This window comes from Mycobacterium sp. UM_CSW (assembly GCF_000455205.1).
GTDB lineage: Bacteria > Actinomycetota > Actinomycetes > Mycobacteriales > Mycobacteriaceae > Mycobacterium.
On record NZ_AUWQ01000018.1, the window covers coordinates 1 to 20243 of the forward strand.

22 protein-coding genes are annotated in these 20243 nt (G+C 68.9%); 9 read left to right on the forward strand and 13 right to left on the reverse strand.

Annotated elements, in window-relative coordinates:
• The 9 genes from N415_RS08275 to N415_RS08315 all read right to left on the reverse strand — a co-directional run.
• The coding region (locus N415_RS08275; RefSeq protein ID WP_152531282.1) for a PE family protein at positions 1-527 on the reverse strand (527 nt) is incomplete at its 3' end.
• A gap of 160 nt (positions 528-687) precedes the next feature.
• Complete coding sequence (locus N415_RS08280; RefSeq protein WP_068179442.1) at positions 688-2130, reverse strand: PecA family PE domain-processing aspartic protease; 1443 nt, start codon at positions 2128-2130, stop codon at positions 688-690.
• Positions 2131-2252: 122 nt separating this feature from the next.
• Entirely contained in the window at positions 2253-3092 is an 840-nt protein-coding gene (locus N415_RS08285; RefSeq protein ID WP_255342513.1) for an SDR family oxidoreductase, read from the reverse strand.
• On the reverse strand, positions 3089-3709 hold the full coding sequence (gene rfbC, locus N415_RS08290; protein WP_068179445.1) for a dTDP-4-dehydrorhamnose 3,5-epimerase: 621 nt from the start codon (positions 3707-3709) through the stop codon (positions 3089-3091). Before rfbC ends, N415_RS08285 begins: the two co-directional genes overlap by 4 nt.
• Before the next feature lies 1 nt (position 3710).
• Positions 3711-4706: a dTDP-glucose 4,6-dehydratase gene (gene rfbB, locus N415_RS08295; RefSeq protein WP_068101095.1), complete on the reverse strand. Its 996-nt coding sequence runs from the start codon at positions 4704-4706 to the stop codon at positions 3711-3713.
• A gap of 28 nt (positions 4707-4734) precedes the next feature.
• A complete protein-coding gene (locus N415_RS08300) occupies positions 4735-5601 on the reverse strand; it encodes an LLM class F420-dependent oxidoreductase (protein ID WP_068179448.1) in 867 nt (288 codons plus the stop codon).
• A gap of 20 nt (positions 5602-5621) precedes the next feature.
• On the reverse strand, positions 5622-6452 hold the full coding sequence (locus N415_RS08305; RefSeq protein WP_068179450.1) for an LLM class F420-dependent oxidoreductase: 831 nt from the start codon (positions 6450-6452) through the stop codon (positions 5622-5624).
• A 29-nt stretch (positions 6453-6481) separates the two neighbouring features.
• A complete protein-coding gene (locus tag N415_RS08310; protein ID WP_068179452.1) occupies positions 6482-7975 on the reverse strand; it encodes an ATP-binding protein in 1494 nt (497 codons plus the stop codon).
• Between the two features lie 8 nt (positions 7976-7983).
• Positions 7984-9660 carry an FAD-dependent oxidoreductase gene (locus tag N415_RS08315; RefSeq protein WP_068179455.1) on the reverse strand — a complete coding sequence of 559 codons (1677 nt, stop codon included), beginning with the start codon at positions 9658-9660 and terminating at the stop codon, positions 7984-7986.
• 251 nt (positions 9661-9911) lie between these two features.
• Between N415_RS08315 and infA the strand changes: the two genes are divergently transcribed.
• The 8 genes from infA to truA all read left to right on the forward strand — a co-directional run bounded on the left by infA (position 9912) and on the right by truA (position 14629).
• Positions 9912-10133: a translation initiation factor IF-1 gene (gene infA, locus N415_RS08320; RefSeq protein WP_003418601.1), complete on the forward strand. Its 222-nt coding sequence runs from the start codon at positions 9912-9914 to the stop codon at positions 10131-10133.
• 32 nt (positions 10134-10165) lie between these two features.
• Positions 10166-10279 carry a 50S ribosomal protein L36 gene (gene rpmJ / locus N415_RS08325; protein WP_003879483.1) on the forward strand — a complete coding sequence of 38 codons (114 nt, stop codon included), beginning with the start codon at positions 10166-10168 and terminating at the stop codon, positions 10277-10279.
• 163 nt (positions 10280-10442) lie between these two features.
• Complete coding sequence (gene rpsM / locus N415_RS08330; RefSeq protein WP_066907568.1) at positions 10443-10817, forward strand: 30S ribosomal protein S13; 375 nt, start codon at positions 10443-10445, stop codon at positions 10815-10817.
• 6 nt (positions 10818-10823) lie between these two features.
• On the forward strand, positions 10824-11243 hold the full coding sequence (gene rpsK, locus N415_RS08335) for a 30S ribosomal protein S11 (RefSeq protein ID WP_068179458.1): 420 nt from the start codon (positions 10824-10826) through the stop codon (positions 11241-11243).
• A 3-nt stretch (positions 11244-11246) separates the two neighbouring features.
• A complete protein-coding gene (gene rpsD / locus N415_RS08340) occupies positions 11247-11852 on the forward strand; it encodes a 30S ribosomal protein S4 (protein ID WP_068179461.1) in 606 nt (201 codons plus the stop codon).
• A gap of 131 nt (positions 11853-11983) precedes the next feature.
• The gene (locus N415_RS08345; RefSeq protein WP_067006072.1) at positions 11984-13027 is read left to right on the forward strand and encodes a DNA-directed RNA polymerase subunit alpha; all 1044 of its coding nucleotides are present in this window, start codon (positions 11984-11986) and stop codon (positions 13025-13027) included.
• A 116-nt stretch (positions 13028-13143) separates the two neighbouring features.
• Positions 13144-13788 carry a 50S ribosomal protein L17 gene (rplQ, locus tag N415_RS08350; protein ID WP_068179464.1) on the forward strand — a complete coding sequence of 215 codons (645 nt, stop codon included), beginning with the start codon at positions 13144-13146 and terminating at the stop codon, positions 13786-13788.
• On the forward strand, positions 13718-14629 hold the full coding sequence (gene truA / locus N415_RS08355) for a tRNA pseudouridine(38-40) synthase TruA (protein WP_081665121.1): 912 nt from the start codon (positions 13718-13720) through the stop codon (positions 14627-14629). Before rplQ ends, truA begins: the two co-directional genes overlap by 71 nt.
• Here truA and N415_RS08360 read toward each other — a convergent pair.
• Positions 14626-15246: a cutinase family protein gene (locus tag N415_RS08360; protein WP_081665122.1), complete on the reverse strand. Its 621-nt coding sequence runs from the start codon at positions 15244-15246 to the stop codon at positions 14626-14628. The genes truA and N415_RS08360 overlap by 4 nt on opposite strands.
• Before the next feature lie 56 nt (positions 15247-15302).
• Positions 15303-16127, reverse strand: a complete 825-nt coding sequence (locus N415_RS08365; RefSeq protein ID WP_068179473.1) for a cutinase family protein — start codon at positions 16125-16127, stop codon at positions 15303-15305.
• A gap of 127 nt (positions 16128-16254) precedes the next feature.
• Between N415_RS08365 and eccB the strand changes: the two genes are divergently transcribed.
• Entirely contained in the window at positions 16255-17643 is a 1389-nt protein-coding gene (gene eccB / locus N415_RS08370) for a type VII secretion protein EccB (RefSeq protein ID WP_068179476.1), read from the forward strand.
• Here the strand turns inward: eccB and mycP are convergent.
• Together mycP and eccD are read right to left on the reverse strand one after the other, a co-directional pair.
• Positions 17608-18876: a type VII secretion-associated serine protease mycosin gene (gene mycP, locus N415_RS08375; RefSeq protein WP_152531283.1), complete on the reverse strand. Its 1269-nt coding sequence runs from the start codon at positions 18874-18876 to the stop codon at positions 17608-17610. The genes eccB and mycP overlap by 36 nt on opposite strands.
• The gene (gene eccD / locus N415_RS08380) at positions 18873-20243 is read right to left on the reverse strand and encodes a type VII secretion integral membrane protein EccD (protein WP_068179479.1); all 1371 of its coding nucleotides are present in this window, start codon (positions 20241-20243) and stop codon (positions 18873-18875) included. Before eccD ends, mycP begins: the two co-directional genes overlap by 4 nt.

Sequence of the window (20243 nt, forward strand, 5' to 3'; positions counted from 1 at the left end):
CCGCCGTTTCCGAGGAGCAGGCCCGCGGGCCCACCGGCGCCGCCGGGCGCTCCCGTGGCGGTGCTGTTGCCGCCGTTGCCGCCGTTGCCGGCCAAGATCCCGCCTGGGCCGCCGGCTGTGCCCACCCCCTGGGCGGTCGTAATGCCGTTGGCGCCGTTGCCGATCAGCGGGCGCCCCAGCAGCGTGTCGGTCGGCGCATTGATCAGCTCCAGCGCGTCTTGCTGGAGCGTCTCCAGCGGCGTGGCATTGGCCGCCTCGGTGGAGCCGTAGGCGCCCGCGCCCGCGTTGATGGCCTGCACGAACTGCGTGTGAAACGCCGCGGCTTGGGCGCTCAGCGCCTGATACGACGAGGCGTAGGAGGAAAACATCGCCGCGATGGCCGTCGAGACCTCGTCGCCGGCCGCCGCGAGCAGACCCGTCGTCGGGGAGGCCGCCGCGGCCTGGGCCGCGCCGATCGTCGACCCGAGGTTCGCCAAAGTTGTTGTCGCATCAGACATTACTTCGGGAACCGCCAACAAAAGCGACATCCGACCCCTCCAGCAACGGCACGTGAAGCGGTCGCGGCCCGACTACTGCGACATGCGCATAATAACGAGTTCAGGTGGTGGAAGCGCGCGTTTTCACTCCGATCACGAACGGCGTCGATTTCAAGGGCAATTCAGCAGCGGGAATCGAACCGTTTGCGGATTAGGTATCGAAGGTCATTGTCCCGAAACCGGTTGGGCTGTAGGAGAGGTAGATCGGATGCTGGAGGAACGGCGCGATCCCGGTGTTGAAGAAACCCCCCAGTAAACTCGACGCGACGGTCGTCTGTTGCGCCCCGACCGTCGTGGTGTACAGCAGCGTCGTCGCGTCGGGGGTGTAGACGGAGACGGTGGTTCCCGCCGGAAGGTATCCACCCGAGTTGGGCGGCCCCAGGTTGTCGGGCACGGAGCCGCCCAGACCGCCGGAATCGATGTAGGCGCCGGTGGTTTGTTGCAGGGCGCCGTTATTGATCCGGATGTCCAGGGTGGTGATCGGGGCCCCCGTCACCGACGCGTACGACGGTAGCGGGTTGGGACCAAAGTTGACGGTCCCCGCGGGCTCGTTGATGAGCAGACCCTGACCGAAGGCGCCCGGCAACGCCGTCACCGGGCTGGAATTGGTCGGACCGTAACCGTTGGCGCCGACGCCCAAGATGGCGGGCGCCTGCGATGCCGGATAGGAGAAGATGAAGTTCTGGGTTATGGAGGTGACGACGGCGACGGTCGTCGGTGCGGTCACGATTCCGTTCCCGAAATTCACCGTCGTCGTGTAGGTGTCGTAATACTCAGTCAGGTAGTTGCCGAATCCGCCGTACGTGGTGCTGCCGTGTCCCGTGGCGGTGCCGAGGCTGGCGATATTGACATCCTGGGGCGGCAGGATGAGGCCTCTGGATCCGGTGTCGAGGATCACCGGCACACTCGGCCCCCCGCCGACCGAGATATTCACGTACAGGTCTTGGCCTTGCAGCTGGAGCGGGATGGTGGCCAGGCCGGGAGCGCCCGTGGCCCCGGGCGCGCCCAACAAGCTGCCAGGGCCGCCGATGCCGCCGAGCGCGGCGGGCCCACCCGTTCCGCCGTTGCCGCCGTTTCCGAGGAGCAGGCCCGCGGGACCGCCAGCACCGCCGGGCGTCCCGGGGGCGGTGCTGTTGCCGCCGTTGCCGCCGTTGCCGGCCAAGATCCCGCCCGGGCCGCCGGGTGTGCCCACCCCTTGCGCGTTCGTTACGCCGTTGGCGCCGTTGCCGATCAGCGGGCGCCCGAAAAGCGTGTTGGTCGGCGCGTTGATCAGGCCCAGCACGTCTTGTTGGAGCGTCTCCAGCGGCGAAGCGTTGGCCGCCTCGGTGGCCGCGTAGGCCGCCGCCCCCGCGTTGAGGGTCTGCACCAACTGCGTGTGAAAGGCTGCGGCTTCGGTGCTCAGCGCCTGATACGCCGAGCCGTAGGAAGAAAACATCGCCGCGATGGCCGTCGACACCTCGTCGCCGGCCGCCGCAAGCAGGCCCGTCGTGGGCGCCGACGCCGCTGCGTGGGCGGCGCTGATCGCCGACTCGATGCTCGCCAAACTTGTTGTCGCATCAGACATTACGTCCGGAACCGCCAACACAAATGACATCCGACCCCTCCAGCTACGGCACGTGAAGCGGTCGCGGCCCGACTACAGCGACAAGCGGATATTAACGCTCCTGTCTGGCGAAAGCGGTTGTTTTCGGCGGGAATTCGGCTACGCGGCGACGGTCAGCGGGTGGTGTGCTGCATTGTGCGCAAGCGTTTCAACGAGAGTCGCGCGGCCTGCGTCGAGATGGCCGGCGATAGGCGGTCCAGGTACCAAAATGCCTTCCACCACGCCGGCACGATGATGATCGCGTGATTGCGCGAAACGGCCCGAAGGACGCGCTCGGCGAACTTCTCCGGGGCCATGGGCCGCATCGGCTCCCAAAACTTGAGCAGCGCCTCGTCGCTGGCGCCGGTCTTGGTCATCCGCCCGTAGGTGCCGCCGGTGAGGATCGGGGTCCGGATGGCGCCGGGGCACAGGACCGACACCTTGACGCCATGGCGTTCGGCCTCGACCCGCAGCGCCCGCGAGATCGCGACGACGGCGTGCTTGGCGGCGGTGTAGCTCACCGCGCCGGGCGAGGGGAGCAGGCCGGCCATCGACGCCGTGTTCACGATGTGGCCCGAGCGCTGGCGGATCATGATCGGGTACACCGCCTGGATGCCGTAGATCACGCCGTGCAGGTTCACGTCGAGGACGTCGTTCCAGTCGTCGATGGTGTACGAATCGACCTCGCCGCCCACCCCGATGCCGGCATTGTTGAACAGGTAGTCGATGCGCCCGGATTGCTCCGCCGTCGCGCCGACGGCGCGTTCGAACGCCGGGTAGTCGCGCACATCGAGCTCGATCGCGTGCGCCTTGCCGGCGCCGCTGCCGAGGCGCTGCGCCAGCGCTTGCGCCGCCTCGAGTTGGCGATCGGCGATCCAGACCTCGGCGCCCCCGTCGGCCAACTTGGCGGCCATTGCGGCGCCGATGCCCGACGCGCCGCCGGTGACGAATGCGACCTTCCCGGTGAAGCTCACGCTTCGTTTAATTCCCCGCGCAGGCCGGCGGCGAACTGTTGGGTCTCCTCCCAGGTGGGCAGGAGGCCGGCGGCGCGCACTTCCTCGAAGCTGGGCGCCACGGCGTCGCGGTCGGACAGCGTGGGGGCGACGCCGTCGATCGCCGGCCATGCGATCGCCAGGGTCGGATCCATGGCAGAGATGGTGTGCTCGCGTTGTGGGTTGTACTCAGACGAGCACAGGTACATGATCGTCGAATTGTCTTGCAGCGCAAGGAATCCGTGCCCGAGGCCCTCGGAGATATAGATCGTGCGGTGGTCCTGGTCGTCGAGCAGGACCGAGTCCCACTGCCCGAACGTGGGTGACCCGACGCGGACGTCGACGACGACATCGAAGACCGAACCGGACACGCAGGTCACGTATTTCGCCTGGCTCGGCGGAAGCTGCGCGAAGTGCACGCCACGCAGCACGCCGGCCGACGACACCGAGCAGTTGGCCTGCCGGACGTTCAGGCGGTGACCGGCGAACGCGGTGAAGTCGCGGTCGGTGAGCCATTCGAAGAAATACCCGCGGGGATCGCCGTGAATGGTGGGAGTGATTTCCCAGGCGCCCGGGACGGCGAGCTCTCGAACTTTCATGTCACTGACCCCGTTCTTCGTAGCGGCCCTCGGTGGCCTCCTTGAGCGGACGCCACCACGACTCGTTCGCGCGATACCACTCGATGGTGGCGTGCAGGCCCTCCTCAAAGTTGGCATGCTTTGGCGTCCAACCCAATTCGTTGTACAGCGTGGTCGGGTCGATCGCATACCGCAGGTCGTGGCCGACGCGGTCGGTGACATGATCGAAGTCGTCGGGATCGCGTCCCAATGCCTGCAGGATCGCCCGCATCACCGTCAGGTTGTCGCGCTCGCCCTCGGCGGCGATGAGGTAGGTCCGGCCGTTCTCACCCTTTTCCAGGATTCGCCGGACCGCGCTGTTGTGGTCCTCGACGTGGATCCAGTCCCGAACGTTGGCGCCCGCGCCGTACAGCTTGGGGCGGCGCCCGGTGAGCACGTTGGTGATCTGGCGCGGGATGAACTTTTCGACGTGCTGATACGGCCCGTAGTTGTTCGAGCAGTTGGAGATCGTCGCGCGCACGCCGTAGGAGCGCACCCAGGCCCGCACCAGCAGGTCGCTGGCGGCCTTGGTTGCCGAATACGGGCTCGACGGGTTGTAGGGCGTCGACTCGGTGAACCGGCTGGGCTCGTCGAGCTCCAGATCGCCGTAGACCTCGTCGGTGGAGACGTGGTGCAGCCGGACATCGTGGCGCCGCACCGCCTGCAGGATCGCGAAGGTCCCGACCACGTTGGTCTGCAGGGTCGTCCACGGGTCTTCCAGGGAGTTGTCGACGTGGGTCTCGGCGGCGAAGTGCACGACCGCGTCGGACTCGGCGACCAGCGCGGCGACCAGCGCGGCATCGGCGATGTCGCCCTTTACCACCGTGATGGCGTCCTCGACGTCGGCCAGCGACTCGCGCCGCCCGGCATAGGTGAAGGAATCGAGCACCGTCACGGAATCCTCGGGGTGCTCCCGCACCGTGCTGTGCACGAAATTCGCGCCGATGAAGCCGGCTCCACCGGTGACCAGCAATCGCATGGTCACACACCCTAACCGAGCCGGATGATCAGTTTGGGGCAGTTAGTCCTAATGGCCCCGCCAGCTCGCGAAGCGCCGACAGCAGCGCGTCGTCGTCCGCCGTCCCCAGCACCTGGACCGCCACGTGGTCGGCGCCGGCCTCGCAATGTTCATTGAGGCGCCGCGCAATGTCCTCCGGGGTGCCATGAGCCACCACCGCGTCGATCAGCTTGTCGCTGCCCGGGCTGCGGACGTCGTCCTGGGTGAACCCCAGGCGCTGCAAGTTGGTCACGTAGTTGCTCAGCGCCAGGTAGCGCTCGGCGGTCTTTCGGCCGATCGCGCGCGCTTCCTCGGGGTCGGAGGACAGCACCACCTTGTGCTCCGGCGCCAGGAACACCGACCCGCCCACCTGCTCGCGCGCCTTGGCGGTGTGCTCGGGCGTGGTCAGGTACGGGTGCGCTCCGGCGGCGCGTTCGGCCGCCAGCCGCAGCACCCGCGGCCCGAGCGCGGCGAGCACCCGCCGGCTGGTGGGCACCATCGCGGCGTCGAGGGCGTCGAGGTAGCTGACCAGTGCGTCGTAGGGCTTGACGTACTCCTCGGTGTGCTCCCGGTGGCCCGCTCCGATGCCGAGTAGGAACCGGCCCGGGTGGGCGCCCTCGATGCGGGCGAACGAGTCGGCGACCTCGGGTGCCGGCGACGACCAGATGTTGACGATGCCGGTCGCCAGCTGCAGCGAGCTCGTCCGGGCCAGGGCCGGCTCGACCCAGGCGAGTTCCGCGTCGGGCGAGCCGCCGACCCACACGGCGCCGTACCCGAGTGCCTCGATGCCGGCGGCCAGGTCGGGCGAGATCGAGCGGGTGGCCAGAAAAACGCCGAACCGCCCCAGGTCGGGTTTCAGTGCTACTGCCTCGCTCATCCAGATCCCCCTCGCGTCGGTCAGCTCAGTCCGAGCGGCCCCGCCAATTCGGCCAGCGCCGAGACCAGGTTTTCATCCTTCGTGAGGACCTGCACGGGCACGTGGTCGGCGCCCGCGTCCAGGTGCTCTTTGAGCCGCGCGGCGATCTGCTCCGGCGTGCCGTAGGCCACCACGGAGTCGACCAGCCGGTCGCTGCCCGGGCGGGTGACTTCCTCCTCGGAGAACCCCAGCCGCTTCCAGCTGTTGCGGTAGTTGGCCAGGTTGAAGTAGATATCGAGCGCCTTGCGGCCGACGGCGCGGGCCTCCTCCGGGTCGGTGGTCAGCACCACCTTGTGTTCGGGCGCCAGAAACGCCGACGGGCCGATCAGTTCGCGGGCCCGCGCGGTGTGCTCGGGGGTGGTCAGGTAGGGGTGCGCGCCGGCGGTGCGTTCGCCCGCCAGCCTCAGCACCCGGGGACCCAGGGCCGCCACCACCCGCCGGTCGGCCGGCACGCCGTGTTCGTCGAGTTCCTCGAGGTAGGCTACCAGGGCGTCGTACGGCTTTTGGTACTCGCTGATGGCCTCCCGGTGTCCGACGCCGATGCCCAGCAGGAAGCGGCCGGGGTAGGCCTTCTCGATGCGGTGGAACGACTCGGCCACCGGGCCCGCGGCCGCCGTCCAGATGTTGACGATGCCGGTGGCCACCTGCAGGGTGGTCGTCGCCTCGAGGATGGGTTCGACCCAGGCCAGCTCGGCGGGCGGGGAACCGCCTACCCAGACCGCCCCGTAACCCAGGGATTCGATTTCTTTGGCTTGGTGGGGCGTCACGCCGCGTCCGAACGATCCGAACCGGCCGAGGTTGGGTTTGGTCATGGTCGTTCCCAACCGGCCGGGTGATGCGGCTATTCCGGGAGATCCGGATCCGTGGCCGGCGGCGCCTCCAGCGGCAGCAGCACGATGAAGCGGGTATCGCCCGGCACGGATTCCACTCGCAGGTCCCCGCGATGGTTCTTGACGACGATGTTGAACGCCAGGTCCAGACCCAGGCCAGTGCCTTCCCCGAACGGTTTGGTGGTGAAGAACGGTTCGAAGATGTGCTCGCGCACGTCCTCGGGCACCCCGGGGCCGGTGTCGCAGATTTCGACGCGGACCATGTTGTCGCCCTCCCGGCAGGTGCGGACGGTCAGCGTGCCGCCCTGCTCGCGCATCGCGCCGAGCGCGTTGTCGATGATGTTGGTCCACACCTGGTTGAGATCGCCTGGGTAGCAAGGGATTTCGGGAAGCGACTGGTCGAAATCCTTCACCAGGGTGATCACCGGATTTTTACTGGCTTCCCGGCCAGCGTCCTTGGTCAACCGGTCGGCGAACATCACCAGCGTGCTGCGCAGCAGTTCGTGGATGTTGGCCACCTGGAACGGGGCGCGGTCAAGCTGCGAATACTGCTTGGCGTCGGCGACCAACGCCGAAATCCGTTTGCTCGCTTCCAGAATCTGGTTCATCAGCAGCTCGCTCTCGATGGTGTAGTTGATCCACCGGATCGCCTCCTCCAACGATGTCGACGCGAGTTCTTCGCTGACCGTGGAAATCCGCTCCAGCCAGTCGGTGTCGACGCCGCCTTCGACGAAGGTCGGCGCGATGTCCCAGCCGCCCTCGACACCGTGCTCTTCCAGCCAGTCGCCGACGGCGTCCTCGCGGTCGGCGGTTTCCATCGCGCTCAGGTTTTCCGTAGCCGACTTGGCGACCTGCTCGGCCACCCCTTGCTGGAGGCGGACCAGGGCGCTGAGGGCCTCGGGGCTGACGGTGCCGTCGGCGAGCATGGCCAGCTTGCCCCGCATGCCGGCGACCCGGCCGCGCAGGTCGGCCGCCGCCCGGGCGATGGCCGCCGCGGGGTTGTTCAGCTGATGGGTCAGCCCGGCCGAAAGCCGGCCCAGCGCGAGCAGCTTCTCCCGGTTGTCGATGATCCGCCTGGTCCGGTCGGTGCCGACGGCGATGCCGTCGAGCAGGTGGACGGCCATCGGGAACTGGTCCTTCATGAACTGGGCGAACACCGGGGCGTCCATCACGAAGAACCGCGACGGCTTGGTCACGTGCACCGAGGCGTCGTAGCTTTTCTGCTTCCCGCCGGTGAACGCCCGCCAGGCGCCGCAGTAGACGCCGCGCTGCGAGGTGCGGTTGGTTTCGATGTCCTGGCCGCCGGAGAGCTTGGACATCGTCAACTCGCCCTCGATGAGGACGTAGAAGCAGGTCGCCGGCTCGCCCTCGACGCAGATCGGGCCCGGTTCGTAGTTCTCGATGTGCCCGGCTGCGCACAACACCGCGAGCTGCTCGTCGGTGAGCGCCTCGAACAGGAACAGGCTGCGCAGCTCGTCGGGCTCGCACGGCGTCTTGGCGGTCATGGCCCCTCCTAGCTCTCGGCCAGGTAGCGGTGCACCAGCATGACGGCCATCGATCCCTCTCCGACCGCGGCCGCGACGCGCTTGGCCGACTCGGCCCGCACGTCACCGGTGGCGAAGACGCCCGGCACGCTGGTCTCCAGGTGGTGCGGCGGCCGGTCCAGCGTCCAGCCGCACACGTTGCGCAGGTCCGGTCCGGTGAGGATGAAGCCGTGATCGTCGCGGGCGACCACCCCGTCAAGCCACTCGGTGCGCGGCGCCGCCCCGATGAAGATGAACATCCGTGCGCAGGTGACGTCCTCGGTGTCCCCGGTCTGGTTGTCGACCAGGATCAGCCGCTGCAGGTGGTCCTCCCCGACGGCGCGCCGCACCTCGGTGCACGTGCGCACCGTGATGTTGGGCCGCTGCTCGATCTGCTGGATCAGGTAGTAGGACATCGAGGCCTCGAGCGACGGGCCGCGCACCACGATCGTCACCGACTTGGCCTCGCGGGAGAGGTACATCGCGGCCTGCCCGGCGGAGTTGGCCCCGCCGACGACGTAGACCTCCTCGCCCGCGCACTCGGACGCGATGGAGACGGCCGCCCCGTAGTAGACGCCGCGGCCGGTGAGCTCGCTGCAGCCCTCGGCGGGCAGCTGCCGATAGGCGACGCCGGTGGCCAGGATGACCGCGTGCGCGTCGATGGACCCGCCGTCGGCGAACCGCACGGTGCGCTTGGGACCGTTCACCTCGAGCGCCGTCGCGGTGCGGGCGGTGATGAGTTCCGCGCCGAACTTCTCGGCCTGTCGGCGGGCGCGCTCGGCCAGCTGGCCGCCCGATACGCCGTCCGGGAAGCCGAGGTAGTTCTCGATGCGTGAGCTCTGGCCCGCCTGCCCGCCCGTCGCGGTGCGTTCGATCAGCACCGTGCGCAGCCCTTCGGACGCGCCGTAGACGGCGGCGGCCAGGCCCGCCGGCCCGCCGCCGATGACGATCAGGTCGTAGAACTCCTGCGACGGCGTCGTGGTCAGGCCCAGGGTGTCGGCCAGCTCGGCGTCGGTCGGTTCGACCAGGGTGTCGCCGCGCTCGGTGACGACAACCGGAAGCCGCAGGCAATCCGCGCCGGCGGCCTTCAGCAGCCGCTCGCCGTCGGGATCGTCGGCCATGAACCACGAGTAGTGCAGCCCGTTGCGGGCGAGGAAGTCGCGCACCTGCCAGGACCGCTCCGACCAGCGATGCCCGATCACCTTGGTGTGCGGGATGGGGTGTTCCGGCGCGGCCCGCCAGGCGTCCAGCAGCCCGTCGATGACGGGGTAGAACTTCTCCTGCGGCGGGTCCCACGGTTTGAGCAGGTAGTGGTCGAGGTCGACGACGTTGATCGCGTCGATGGCGGCGTGCGTATCGGCGTAGGCGGTGAGCAGCACCCGCCGCGCCGCCGGGTACAGGTCCATCGCCTGTTCGAGGAATTCGATGCCGCTCATCTGCGGCATCCGGTAGTCGGCGATGAGCACCGCGACGGTCTCGCCCCGCAGCTTGAGCTCCTTGAGCGTCTCCAGCGCGTCGGGGCCCGATTCGGTGCGCACGATCCGGTGCCGGTCGCCGTAGTGGCGGCGCAGGTCACGCGCGACCGCGCGGGAGACGGAGGGGTCGTCGTCGACGGTCAGGAGGACGGGTTTGCGGGGCTCTGCGGTAACGCCTGCGGGGCTGCTCATCGCCGTTAAGTATGCCCTCGTCAGGCCCGGTCCGGCAGGTCGTGAAGGCGCGGCCGATTTCTCCGACAGCGATTTTGGGTGGGGCCCATTACCAGGTACCATTGACCAACGGTGCGATTTCCGCGCCGACTTTTTGTGTGCCCAGTCCCTAGGAATTTCCTGTCACCGGCTCACGTTCGAAGTCGGTGTATATCTCGCGCCGAAGCGGGCGCTAAAGCGAACGAAACGAATGACGAGGATTTCTGACAAGTATGGCCAAGAAGGACGGCGCCATCGAGGTCGAGGGCCGCGTGGTCGAGCCCCTGCCCAATGCGATGTTCCGCATTGAGCTGGAGAACGGCCACAAAGTGCTCGCCCACATCAGCGGCAAGATGCGGCAGCACTACATCCGCATCCTGCCCGAGGACCGGGTGGTGGTGGAGTTGTCTCCCTACGACCTGTCCCGGGGCCGCATCGTGTACCGGTACAAGTAACCAACGAACGACGAGAACAGGATCGAAAAGCCGTGAAGGTCAACCCCAGCGTGAAGCCGATTTGCGACAAGTGCAGGGTGATCCGTCGGCATGGGCGGGTCATGGTGATCTGCTCGGATCCGCGCCACAAGCAGCGGCAGGGCTAGTCCGTCCGCTCTACAACTAAATGATGACCTTCCAGCACCACTGAGCGGCTCGCATCTTTAGAGATGGGCCAGCTCACCCACGTCCGGACGGAGGCCGGACCCCGATGACATCGGGAACGGGCTGGGATCAGACCTCCGCATGAGATAAGAGGAAACGCCACCTATGGCTCGACTAGTAGGCGTCGATCTCCCGCGCGACAAGCGGATGGAGATCGCGCTGACGTACATCTTCGGCGTTGGCCGCACCCGCGCCAACGAAATCCTGGCCGCCACCGGCATCGACAAGGACCTGCGTACCCGGGACCTCACCGATGACCAGGTGACCCACCTGCGTGACTACATCGAGGCGAACCTCAAGGTGGAGGGTGACCTGCGCCGCGAGGTGCAGGCCGACATCCGCCGCAAGATCGAGATCGGCTGCTACCAGGGCCTGCGGCACCGCCGCGGCCTGCCGGTGCGCGGCCAGCGCACCAAGACCAACGCGCGCACCCGCAAGGGTCCCAAGCGCACCATCGCAGGCAAGAAGAAGGCCAGGTAGAACCCGATGCCACCAGCTAAAAAAGCGCAGGGAAGCTCCGCCAAGAAGGGGCAGAAGACCCGTCGCCGGGAAAAGAAGAACGTTCCGCACGGCGCCGCGCACATCAAGAGCACGTTCAACAACACGATCGTGACGATCACCGACCCGCAGGGCAACGTCATCGCCTGGGCGTCGTCGGGTCACGTCGGCTTCAAGGGCTCGCGGAAATCGACCCCGTTCGCCGCGCAGCTGGCCGCCGAGAACGCGGCCCGCAAGGCCCAGGAGCACGGCGTGCGCAAGGTCGACGTGTTCGTCAAGGGTCCGGGCTCGGGCCGGGAGACCGCGATCCGGTCGCTGCAGGCCGCCGGCCTAGAGGTCGGCGCGATCTCCGACGTCACCCCGCAGCCGCACAACGGCGTCCGGCCACCGAAGCGACGGAGGGTTTAAGCAATGGCTCGTTACACCGGACCCATCACCCGCAAATCGCGCCGGCTGCGCACCGACCTCGTCGGTGGCGACCAGGCCTTCGAGAAGCGTCCCTACCCGCCCGGCCAGCACGGCCGCGCGCGGATCAAGGAGAGCGAGTACCTGCTGCAGCTGCAGGAGAAGCAGAAGGCCCGCTTCACCTACGGCGTGATGGAGAAGCAGTTCCGTCGCTACTACGAAGAGGCCGTGCGGCAGCCCGGCAAGACCGGTGAGGAACTGCTGCGCATCCTCGAGAGCCGGCTGGACAACGTCGTCTACCGTGCCGGGCTGGCGCGCACCCGACGGATGGCCCGCCAGCTCGTCACCCACGGCCACTTCTCGGTCAACGGCGTGCGCGTCGACGTGCCCAGCTACCGGGTGTCGCAGTACGACATCATCGAGGTGCGGGACAAGTCGCTGAACACGGTGCCGTTCCAGATCGCGCGGGAGACCGCGGGCGACCGCCCGATCCCGAGCTGGCTGCAGGTGGTGGGGGAGCGCCAGCGCATCCTCGTCCACCAGCTGCCCGAGCGCGCGCAGATCGATGTGCCGCTGACCGAGCAGCTGATCGTCGAGTACTACTCGAAGTAAAGACCCCCTGCACTGAACCCGGTGCAGGTCTGCGGTGATCGCAAGCGCGGCGAAGCCGGGCGCAGCGGGTCACCGCGGGAGAATGAAGCGGCATCAAATAGCGGGTGCCGAGAAGGAGAAGAAGAAACACCATGCTGATCTCACAGCGACCCACCCTGTCCGAGGAAGTCGTCACCGACACCCGGTCCCAGTTCGTCATCGAACCGCTGGAGCCTGGATTCGGTTACACCCTGGGCAATTCGCTGCGGCGCACGCTGCTGTCGTCGATCCCCGGCGCGGCCGTCACCAGCATTCGCATCGACGGCGTGCTGCACGAGTTCACCACCGTGCCCGGCGTCAAGGAAGACGTCACCGACATCATCCTGAACCTCAAGGGCCTGGTCGTGTCCTCGGAGGAGGACGAGCCGGTCACCATGTACCTGCGCAAGCAGGGCCCGGGCGAGGTCACCGCGGGTGACATCGTGCCGCCCGCCGGCGTGACCGTGCACAACCCCGCCATGCACATCGCGACCCTGAACGACAAGGGCAAGCTCGAGGTCGAGCTCGTCGTCGAGCGCGGCCGCGGTTACGTCCCGGCGGTGCAGAACCGCGCGTCGGGTGCCGAAATCGGCCGCATCCCGGTCGATTCCATCTACTCGCCGGTGCTGAAGGTCACCTACAAGGTGGACGCCACCCGTGTCGAGCAGCGCACCGACTTCGACAAGCTGATCCTGGACGTGGAGACCAAGAGCTCGATCACCCCGCGCGACGCGCTGGCGTCGGCCGGTAAGACGCTGGTCGAATTGTTCGGTCTGGCACGCGAACTCAACGTCGAGGCCGAGGGCATCGAGATCGGGCCGTCGCCGGCCGAGGCCGACCACATCGCGTCGTTCGCGCTGCCGATCGACGACCTGGACCTGACCGTCCGGTCCTACAACTGCCTCAAGCGCGAGGGTGTGCACACCGTCGGCGAGCTGGTCAGCCGCACCGAGTCCGACCTGCTCGACATCCGCAACTTCGGTCAGAAGTCCATCGATGAGGTGAAGGTCAAGCTGCACCAGCTGGGCCTGTCGCTCAAGGACAGCCCGGCCACCTTCGACCCGTCGGAGGTCGCAGGTTACGACGTCGCCACCGGCACCTGGTCCACCGAGGCCGCCTATGACGACCAGGACTACGCGGAAACCGAACAGCTGTAACGGCCGTCCGGTGACGATGCGGCCGTGCAGCGGCCGCTGAGGAACCGGACACCTGCAACACCGCCGTCCCGGCCCTACCTGATACGGGGGCCGGCCCCGAATAGGAGATAGTCGCAATGCCCAAGCCCACCAAGGGCCCTCGCCTCGGCGGGTCGTCCTCGCACCAGAAGGCCCTGCTGGCCAACCTGGCCACGTCGCTGTTCGAGCACGGCCGGATCAAGACGACCGAGCCCAAGGCTCGGGCGCTGCGACCCTATGCGGAGAAGCTGATCACGCACGCCAAGAAGGGCACGCTGCACAACCGCCGCGAGGTTCTCAAGAAGATCCGCGACAAGGACGTGGTGCACGCGCTGTTCGCGGAGATCGGGCCGTTCTACGCCGACCGCAACGGCGGCTACACCCGCATCATCAAGGTCGAGGCGCGCAAGGGCGACAACGCCCCGATGGCCGTGATCGAGCTGGTCCGGGAGAAGACGGTGACGTCGGAGGCCGACCGCGCGCGCCGGGTGAAGGCGTCGAAGAAGGCGGCACCGGTGGCGGCAGCGGCGGCGCCGCAGGCCGCGGTCGAGCCCGAGGCGGCGGAAGGTCCGACGGCCGACGACGCCGTCGAGCCCGAGGCCGAGACCACGGAGGCCACGGAGGCTGAGGCCGGCGAGGCCACGGAGGCCGAGGCCGCCGCCGAGGAAAAGCATGACGAGGCCGTCGCGGCGCGGGCCGAGGCCGAGAAGGCCGAAGAGGCCGACGAGGCTGACGAGAGTTAGCGCGGACGTCCGTCTGCGGCTTGACATCGCCTACGACGGAACGGAATTCGCCGGCTGGGCAACCCAGGCCGGACAGCGGACCGTCGCCGGCGTCCTCGATGAGGCGCTGACGACGGTCTTCCGCGCTCCGGTGCGGCTGCGTGCGGCCGGGCGCACCGACACCGGAGTCCACGCCACCGGGCAGGTCGCCCACGTCGACGTGCCCGTCGATGCGCTGCCGAACGCCTACCCACGCTCCGCGCGCGCCGGTGAACCGGAGTTCCTGCCGCTGCTGCGCCGGCTCGGCCGGTTCCTGCCCACCGACGTGCGGGTGCTCGAAATCACCCGCGCCCCAGAGGGTTTCGACGCGCGGTTCTCGGCGCTGCGCCGCCACTACGAGTACCGGCTGTCGACGGCGCCCTACGGCGTGGTGCCGCAGCTGGCGCGCTACGTCACCGCGTGGCCGCGCGACCTGGACGTCGACGCGATGGCCGCGGCGTCGCGAGACCTGTTGGGGCTGCACGACTTTGCCGCGTTTTGCCGGCAACGGGAGGGTGCGACCACCATCCGCGACCTGCAGCGGCTCGACTGGTCGCGCGACGGCGACCTGATCACCGCGCACGTCAGTGCCGACGCGTTCTGCTGGTCGATGGTGCGCTCGCTGGTCGGGGCGCTGCTGGCCGTCGGGGAGCACCGCCGCCCCACCTCATGGTGCCGCGACTTGCTGTCCGTCACCGACCGGTCCAGCGACTTCGCCGCCGCGCCGGCGCACGGGTTGACGATGACCGGCGTCGATTACCCGCCCGATGGCGAACTTGCCGCGCGGATCCTGATCACGCGGGATTTGCGCACGCCCGGCTAAACGCGGCTCGCGACGAAACTCGCGGCCTGGTTGGTCAACGTGGGCACGTAGCCCAGGTGCGCGCTCCACTTGTTGCCGTTGGAGCAGATCGGGTCGCCGGTGTTGCACAGGTCGATGGTCTTGCCGTCGAAATCCGGTGTCAGGGCGCTCATCAGCCCGCCCGCCCGGGCCGACGGGTTCCCGAACAGCGCGACGGCGGCGACGTGGTTGGCGGCGGCGGCCGGCAACGGCTGGCGGAAACCGAACCCGGGAAGCGGTGCGGCGGTGACGATGTCGACGACGGCCGCGCCCTGGGAGTACCCGCCCAGCACGATCTTGGTGTTGGGGCAGTTGTTGGCCATCTGCTGGATGTGGTTGCTGGCGTCGTTCGCGCCGTCCGTGGCGGCCAGAAAGTCCTTGTTGGCCGGGTAGTTAACCCCGTACGAGCCAACGCTTTTGCGGATGTCCTGGCGCAGCGACGAGACGAAGGCCTGGCCCACCTTGCCGACACCCGGCGGCTCGTCGGTGCCCCGGGCGAACACCACCTCGACGTCGGGGCACGACGCCGAGGCGAGGGGCAGCAGCTTCGGGACGACGAAAACCGCCACCGCCGCAAGGAATGCGACGGTCAGCCCCAAGCGGATAAGCCTCACACGACGAGGCTACGGGCCCAAAATCAAGGCCCGATAACGATTTAGACAAGTGGCGCTTGAGGATTCGGTGTGTCCGGGATGTTAGGTGTAACGGGTGCGTTCGGCGACGGCACGGTTCCGGGGACCGACGGCCCGGGGACTGACGGGACGGAGCCGGGGGTCTGCGGCCCGTAACCCGGCGTCTGCGGGTAGGACCCGGTCATGAGCTTGGACGCGACGAAAGACGCGGCCTGCGTGGTGTACAGGGGGACATAGCCCTCGGTGTGCCCGCTCCACTCGTTGCCCTGGCCCGCGTGGCAGATCGGGTCCTCGGGGTTGCACAGGTCGATCGCCTTGGACCCCAGCAGCGCGCTCGCGGTCGGCAGCGAACCGCCGGCGCGGTCGGCGACGTCACCGAAGGTCGCGACGGCCACGACGTTCTTGGCGTACTCCGGCGGCAGCGAGTTGCCCCAGTTGATGCCGCCGATCGGGACGCCGGCGACGATGTCCATCACCGACGCGCCCTGCGAGTAGCCGCCCAGCACGATCTTGACGTTCGGGCACTTGGCCACCGCCGCCTTGACGCGGTTGATCATGTCGTTGGCGCCGTCGCCGCCGTGCAGCTGCAGCTTGCTGGCGGCGTAGTTCACCCCGTAGGTGTCATACGTCAGGCCGGGCGTGTCCTGCTTCAGCGCGTCGACGAACGCGTCGCCGACGCGGCCCATGCCGGGCGGCTCGTTGGTGCCGCGGGCGAAGATGACCTCGACGTTCGGGCAGTCATCGGCGGCCGCGACCGGCATAGCGGGTGGGGACATGAGCAGGCCGGCGGTGGTGAACACTGCAGAAACCCCCGGGCCTACCCAGCGAATTAAACGGTGGGAAGACACGCCGAGATATTACCCGCAAGCAGCGAAGATCGAAATTCGGCGGCTTGTGGATAACCGTCGCGGCCGCCGTCTACCTGCGGCTTAACTGGAACCGGGAGACGGATTCCACAAATTTGCCGGGGGTATTTTGGACCGTTCACAACCGCGCCAGCCGACCACCTGGCTGCAAATCAGCGCGTACCGATTTCTGCTGCGCCGCCTCGAGTGCGCATTGCTGGGCCGGGATATTCACAGCGCGACCCGACCATCGGGCCCGCGGACGGTGTCGCTGGCGGTCGGCTGTGTGGTGGTAGCGGTCGCACTGGTGGGCTGCGCGTTGCCGGGATTGCTGCACCCGCATGCGGATCTCGAGCGGGCACAGATCGCGATGGGCCAGCGGTCCGGGGCACTGTACGTGCGGGTGGGCGACACCTGGCACCCGGTGCTGAACCTGGCGTCGGCCCGGTTGATCGCGGCGACGCCCGCCGACCCGCAGCCGGTGCGCGAAACGGACCTGGCGCGCACCAAACGCGGTGCGCTGCTGGGCATTCCGGGCGCACCGCCGCTCATTGGTGAGCCGCTGTCGGCGGACGAATCGGTTTGGACGATCTGCGATGTCGAGGAGACGGGCGCGGCGACCGTCGTCGTCGGCCCCACCGGCTCGTCGGTCCATCCCGTGGCACCCGACCAAGCGCTGCTGCTGGCGCCGCCCGCCGGCTCGCCGGCCTACCTGCTCTACAACGGACAGCGGGCCGTGGTCGACCTCGCCGACACCGCGGTTGTGCGCGCGCTCAGGCTGGAGGGCCGCACCCCGCGGCTCGTGTCGCAGTCGCTGCTGAACGCCGTGCCCGAGGCGCCGCCGATCAGCGCACCACGCGTTCGCGCGGCGGGAGGCGCGGTGGCCGGGATGCCCGGCATTCCGGTCGGCAGTGTGCTGCGTATCGCGCGCGGTGACGGCGACGAGTACTACGTCGTGGTGCCCGGCGGGGTCCAGCGCATCGGCCGGGTGGCCGCCGATCTCCTGCGTTTCAGCGATTCGCGCGGCAGCGCCAACCCGATACCGGTGGCACCGGATGCAATCCGCGCCGCGGGAATCGTCAACATCCTGCCGGTGGCCGGCTTCCCGGACCTGGCGCCGGCGTTAGCCGGCGGCACCACGGTATGCGTCGCGTCGACGCGCCGGCCGTCCGGCGGCTACGACACCGGTTTCCTGGTGGGCGGCGGCCAGCCGGTGCCCGCCGGTCAGGCTCCAGTGACCTTGTCCCAAGCCGACGGTCGCGGTCCCGCGCTGGACGCGGCCTATCTGCCGCCCGGCCGGAGCGCCTATGTACGTGGCGACAACCAAAGCGGCACAAGATATCTCGTGACCGACACCGGGGTGCGGTTCGCGATCCGCGACGACGACGCGGCGCACGACCTCGGTCTCCCGGCACCGATCGCGGCGCCGTGGCCGCTGTTGGCGGCGCTGCCGTCCGGGCCGGAACTGAGCAGGCAGAACGCGTCAGTCGCACGGGACACGGTTGCGGGGACCCCGTAACCGGGCGGCCGCCAGGGCACCCGCCAGCGCGACAAGGCAGATTGCCGCTCCCCGCAGCGCCGCATCCCGGGCATGTGCATCCGGGGGCCTCGGCGGTGGGGGAGTAATCACGGGCACCGGAGCGGGTGTCGGCCTAGAGGTGGTCGTTGGCGGACCGGCGTCGGTGCTGACGGCCGCCGGCACGTCGATGGTGCCGTTGCCGACGAGCGGATCCCACCCGCCGGGCGGGTGATGCGCGGTCGACGTGATTCGCCCCGTCACCTGTCGCGCGGTCAATGCGGGGAATCGGGCCCGGATCAGCGCCGCCAGCCCACTGACCACGGGCGCGGCGTAACTCGTGCCCGAAACCGATTGCGAACCGAGCGCGGCAACGTCCTGGCCGGTCGCGGCGACGTCCACCCAGGGGCCCGGGAGCGTGAACGGCGACGGTGTCCCATCGGCGTCGACCGAACCCACCGCGAGCACGTAGTCGTCGTACCAAGCCGGGCTGGCGATGACGGTGGCGGTCTGCCAGGTCGCCTCGGGTCGCTGAGGCGGACACGCGCCCGCGGTGCCGGTGTTGCCCGCCGCGGCCACGACGACCGCGTTCTTGACGTCAACCGCGTACGCGAGGGCGGCGCCCACCACTCGGTCGTCGAATGACGCGGTGACCGGGACGCACGCGACGGACGAGACGTTGATCACCGATGCGCCGAGATCGGCGGCGGTCCGGATGGCTTGCGCCATGGTGTCGACGTCCCCCACCCCGGCACGGGAACGGTCGCCGGTGGGGGCGAACTTCGCGCTGGACTGGCGGATGCCGATCAGCGTGGCCTCCGGTGCCACCGTGCCGAGGATGCCGGCGACCAGCGTGCCGTGTGCGTCGCAATCCTGGGTGCCGTCACCGGTGAACACGTAATCGCCGCCGGGCACCACATCGGGCAGCCGCGGATGCCGCGAGACACCGGTGTCGATGACCGCGACCCGCTGTCCCGCGCCGCGGGTGAGCTGCCAGACCCTGGGCAGGTCGACGAGATCAGGCAACCGGTCGCGAGGTGGTGTGGCGTCGAACGGCACCGTCGCGCAGACCTCGCGCTGTACGGTCGGCGAGGGCGGTGCCGGACGGGTGGGCTTGGGCAGCCACTTGTCGTCGACCTCGGGCGGCGAAACCGCTTGTGCTGTCGGCGTTCCGAACTGATAGATGCACGCAAGCGCGGAGACCGCCAGGATGCGCGCGAGGCGTGAGCCGTTCACCGGAGGTTCAATTCCCGGACGGCGTTGTACAGCCCGCACACCCACGAGGTCGTGGGCACCAACGCGACCAGCGCCACACACTCCAGCGCCTCGACGCCGCGGCGCGTCAGCGGTGAGAGCGACATCGTGGGAGCGACGAAGCCCAGGTAGATCGCCGCGGCGGCCAACGTGGCCGTCATCGCGGCCGTCCATGACCCACTCCTGAGCACGCTCGTGGCTACGACGCCGAACGTGGTTGCCGCAATGGCAATCCCGCTGACGAGGAACACGAGCGCCCTTCTCCCGTCGTCAGAGCGTGCGCGCAGCATCAGCAATGCACCGGTCAGCGCACCGAAAGCGATGCAGCTCAGCCGCGGCGCGCCGGCCAGGACGGTGACGATGGCGCCCACCGCGGCTATGGTCAGCAACGCGGCGAGCAGGCCGGCCAACCAGTTGTCGGCCCGGATCGCCCTGGCCCCAACGTCGGGCCCGGGCGGTGGCTGCGGTGACAGGCCGGCCAGCGTGATCGACGCCCGCGGCGCCACGCCCAGCAGCCCGAGAGATGCCAGCGCGGAGGCCGCGCCAATCGCGCGCAGCGGCGCGGCGGTGATCACACCCGCCAAGGCGGCCAGGGCGACGCTCGTGGCGACGCACGACACTGAGGCCAATGGGACGGCACCGCAACCCGATACACGTGCCGCCAGCACCGCCGTCGCCGCCGTCGCCGTGCCGGCCAGCACGACGTTCGGCAGCCCGGGACCGCCGGGCACCGCCAGAAACCCTGCCGTCGCGGCGAATACGGCGGCGATCACGCCCAGCGCGAGCCCGGCGATCGCGTCCCCGTACGCGCGGTGTGCGACCGCCGCGAAAAGCAGCGCCAGCAGGCCGGCCGCCGCCACCACGCCCACCGTGGCGCCGGTGACGTTGGCGCTGGCCGCGTTTCGAATGAGCGCCAGCGCACCGATGCCGGTCAAAAGTGCCGCCGCGACGGCGCTCGCGATCCGCGCCACCTGCCTGCGCCGGCGGGGCGGCCAGGCGCGGCCCGCGGCGTCGAGGGTCGCCGACACGGCCGTCGCCACGTCGTCGAAATGGGGCGGGGGCGCCGGGGCCGAGGATTCGGTCAAAACCAGGACCGCGCCGTCTCGGATGCCGTTCTGCGCCAACGTCGCCGAGGTGGCCAACGGAGCCGCACCCGGACACGACAGCTGGTAGCGGCGCGCCTCCTGGCGGCCGGAGGCTTGGACGCCCTGGCCGCCGCGGCCGTCCAAAATGTCGACGATCGAGGGAATCAGGACGGCGACGGGCACGCCCCCGGGCAGGGACAAGTCGGTGACGGCCGTGCCGGCATGTATTGACACGCGCCGCAACCCCGGGTCGGTCTCAGGCAA

Excerpts from the sequence above, each read along its gene's own strand:
- N415_RS08280 (WP_068179442.1), bottom strand. The coding sequence starts at position 2,130 with ATGTCATTTGTGTTGGCGGTTCCGGACGTAATGTCTGATGCGACAACA.
- rfbC (WP_068179445.1), bottom strand. The coding sequence starts at position 3,709 with ATGAAAGTTCGAGAGCTCGCCGTCCCGGGCGCCTGGGAAATCACTCCC.
- rfbB (WP_068101095.1), bottom strand. The coding sequence starts at position 4,706 with ATGCGATTGCTGGTCACCGGTGGAGCCGGCTTCATCGGCGCGAATTTC.
- N415_RS08300 (WP_068179448.1), bottom strand. The coding sequence starts at position 5,601 with ATGAGCGAGGCAGTAGCACTGAAACCCGACCTGGGGCGGTTCGGCGTT.
- N415_RS08305 (WP_068179450.1), bottom strand. The coding sequence starts at position 6,452 with ATGACCAAACCCAACCTCGGCCGGTTCGGATCGTTCGGACGCGGCGTG.
- N415_RS08310 (WP_068179452.1), bottom strand. The coding sequence starts at position 7,975 with ATGACCGCCAAGACGCCGTGCGAGCCCGACGAGCTGCGCAGCCTGTTC.
- N415_RS08315 (WP_068179455.1), bottom strand. The coding sequence starts at position 9,660 with ATGAGCAGCCCCGCAGGCGTTACCGCAGAGCCCCGCAAACCCGTCCTC.
- infA (WP_003418601.1), top strand. The coding sequence starts at position 9,912 with ATGGCCAAGAAGGACGGCGCCATCGAGGTCGAGGGCCGCGTGGTCGAG.
- rpsM (WP_066907568.1), top strand. The coding sequence starts at position 10,443 with ATGGCTCGACTAGTAGGCGTCGATCTCCCGCGCGACAAGCGGATGGAG.
- rpsK (WP_068179458.1), top strand. The coding sequence starts at position 10,824 with ATGCCACCAGCTAAAAAAGCGCAGGGAAGCTCCGCCAAGAAGGGGCAG.
- rpsD (WP_068179461.1), top strand. The coding sequence starts at position 11,247 with ATGGCTCGTTACACCGGACCCATCACCCGCAAATCGCGCCGGCTGCGC.
- N415_RS08345 (WP_067006072.1), top strand. The coding sequence starts at position 11,984 with ATGCTGATCTCACAGCGACCCACCCTGTCCGAGGAAGTCGTCACCGAC.
- rplQ (WP_068179464.1), top strand. The coding sequence starts at position 13,144 with ATGCCCAAGCCCACCAAGGGCCCTCGCCTCGGCGGGTCGTCCTCGCAC.
- truA (WP_081665121.1), top strand. The coding sequence starts at position 13,718 with ATGACGAGGCCGTCGCGGCGCGGGCCGAGGCCGAGAAGGCCGAAGAGG.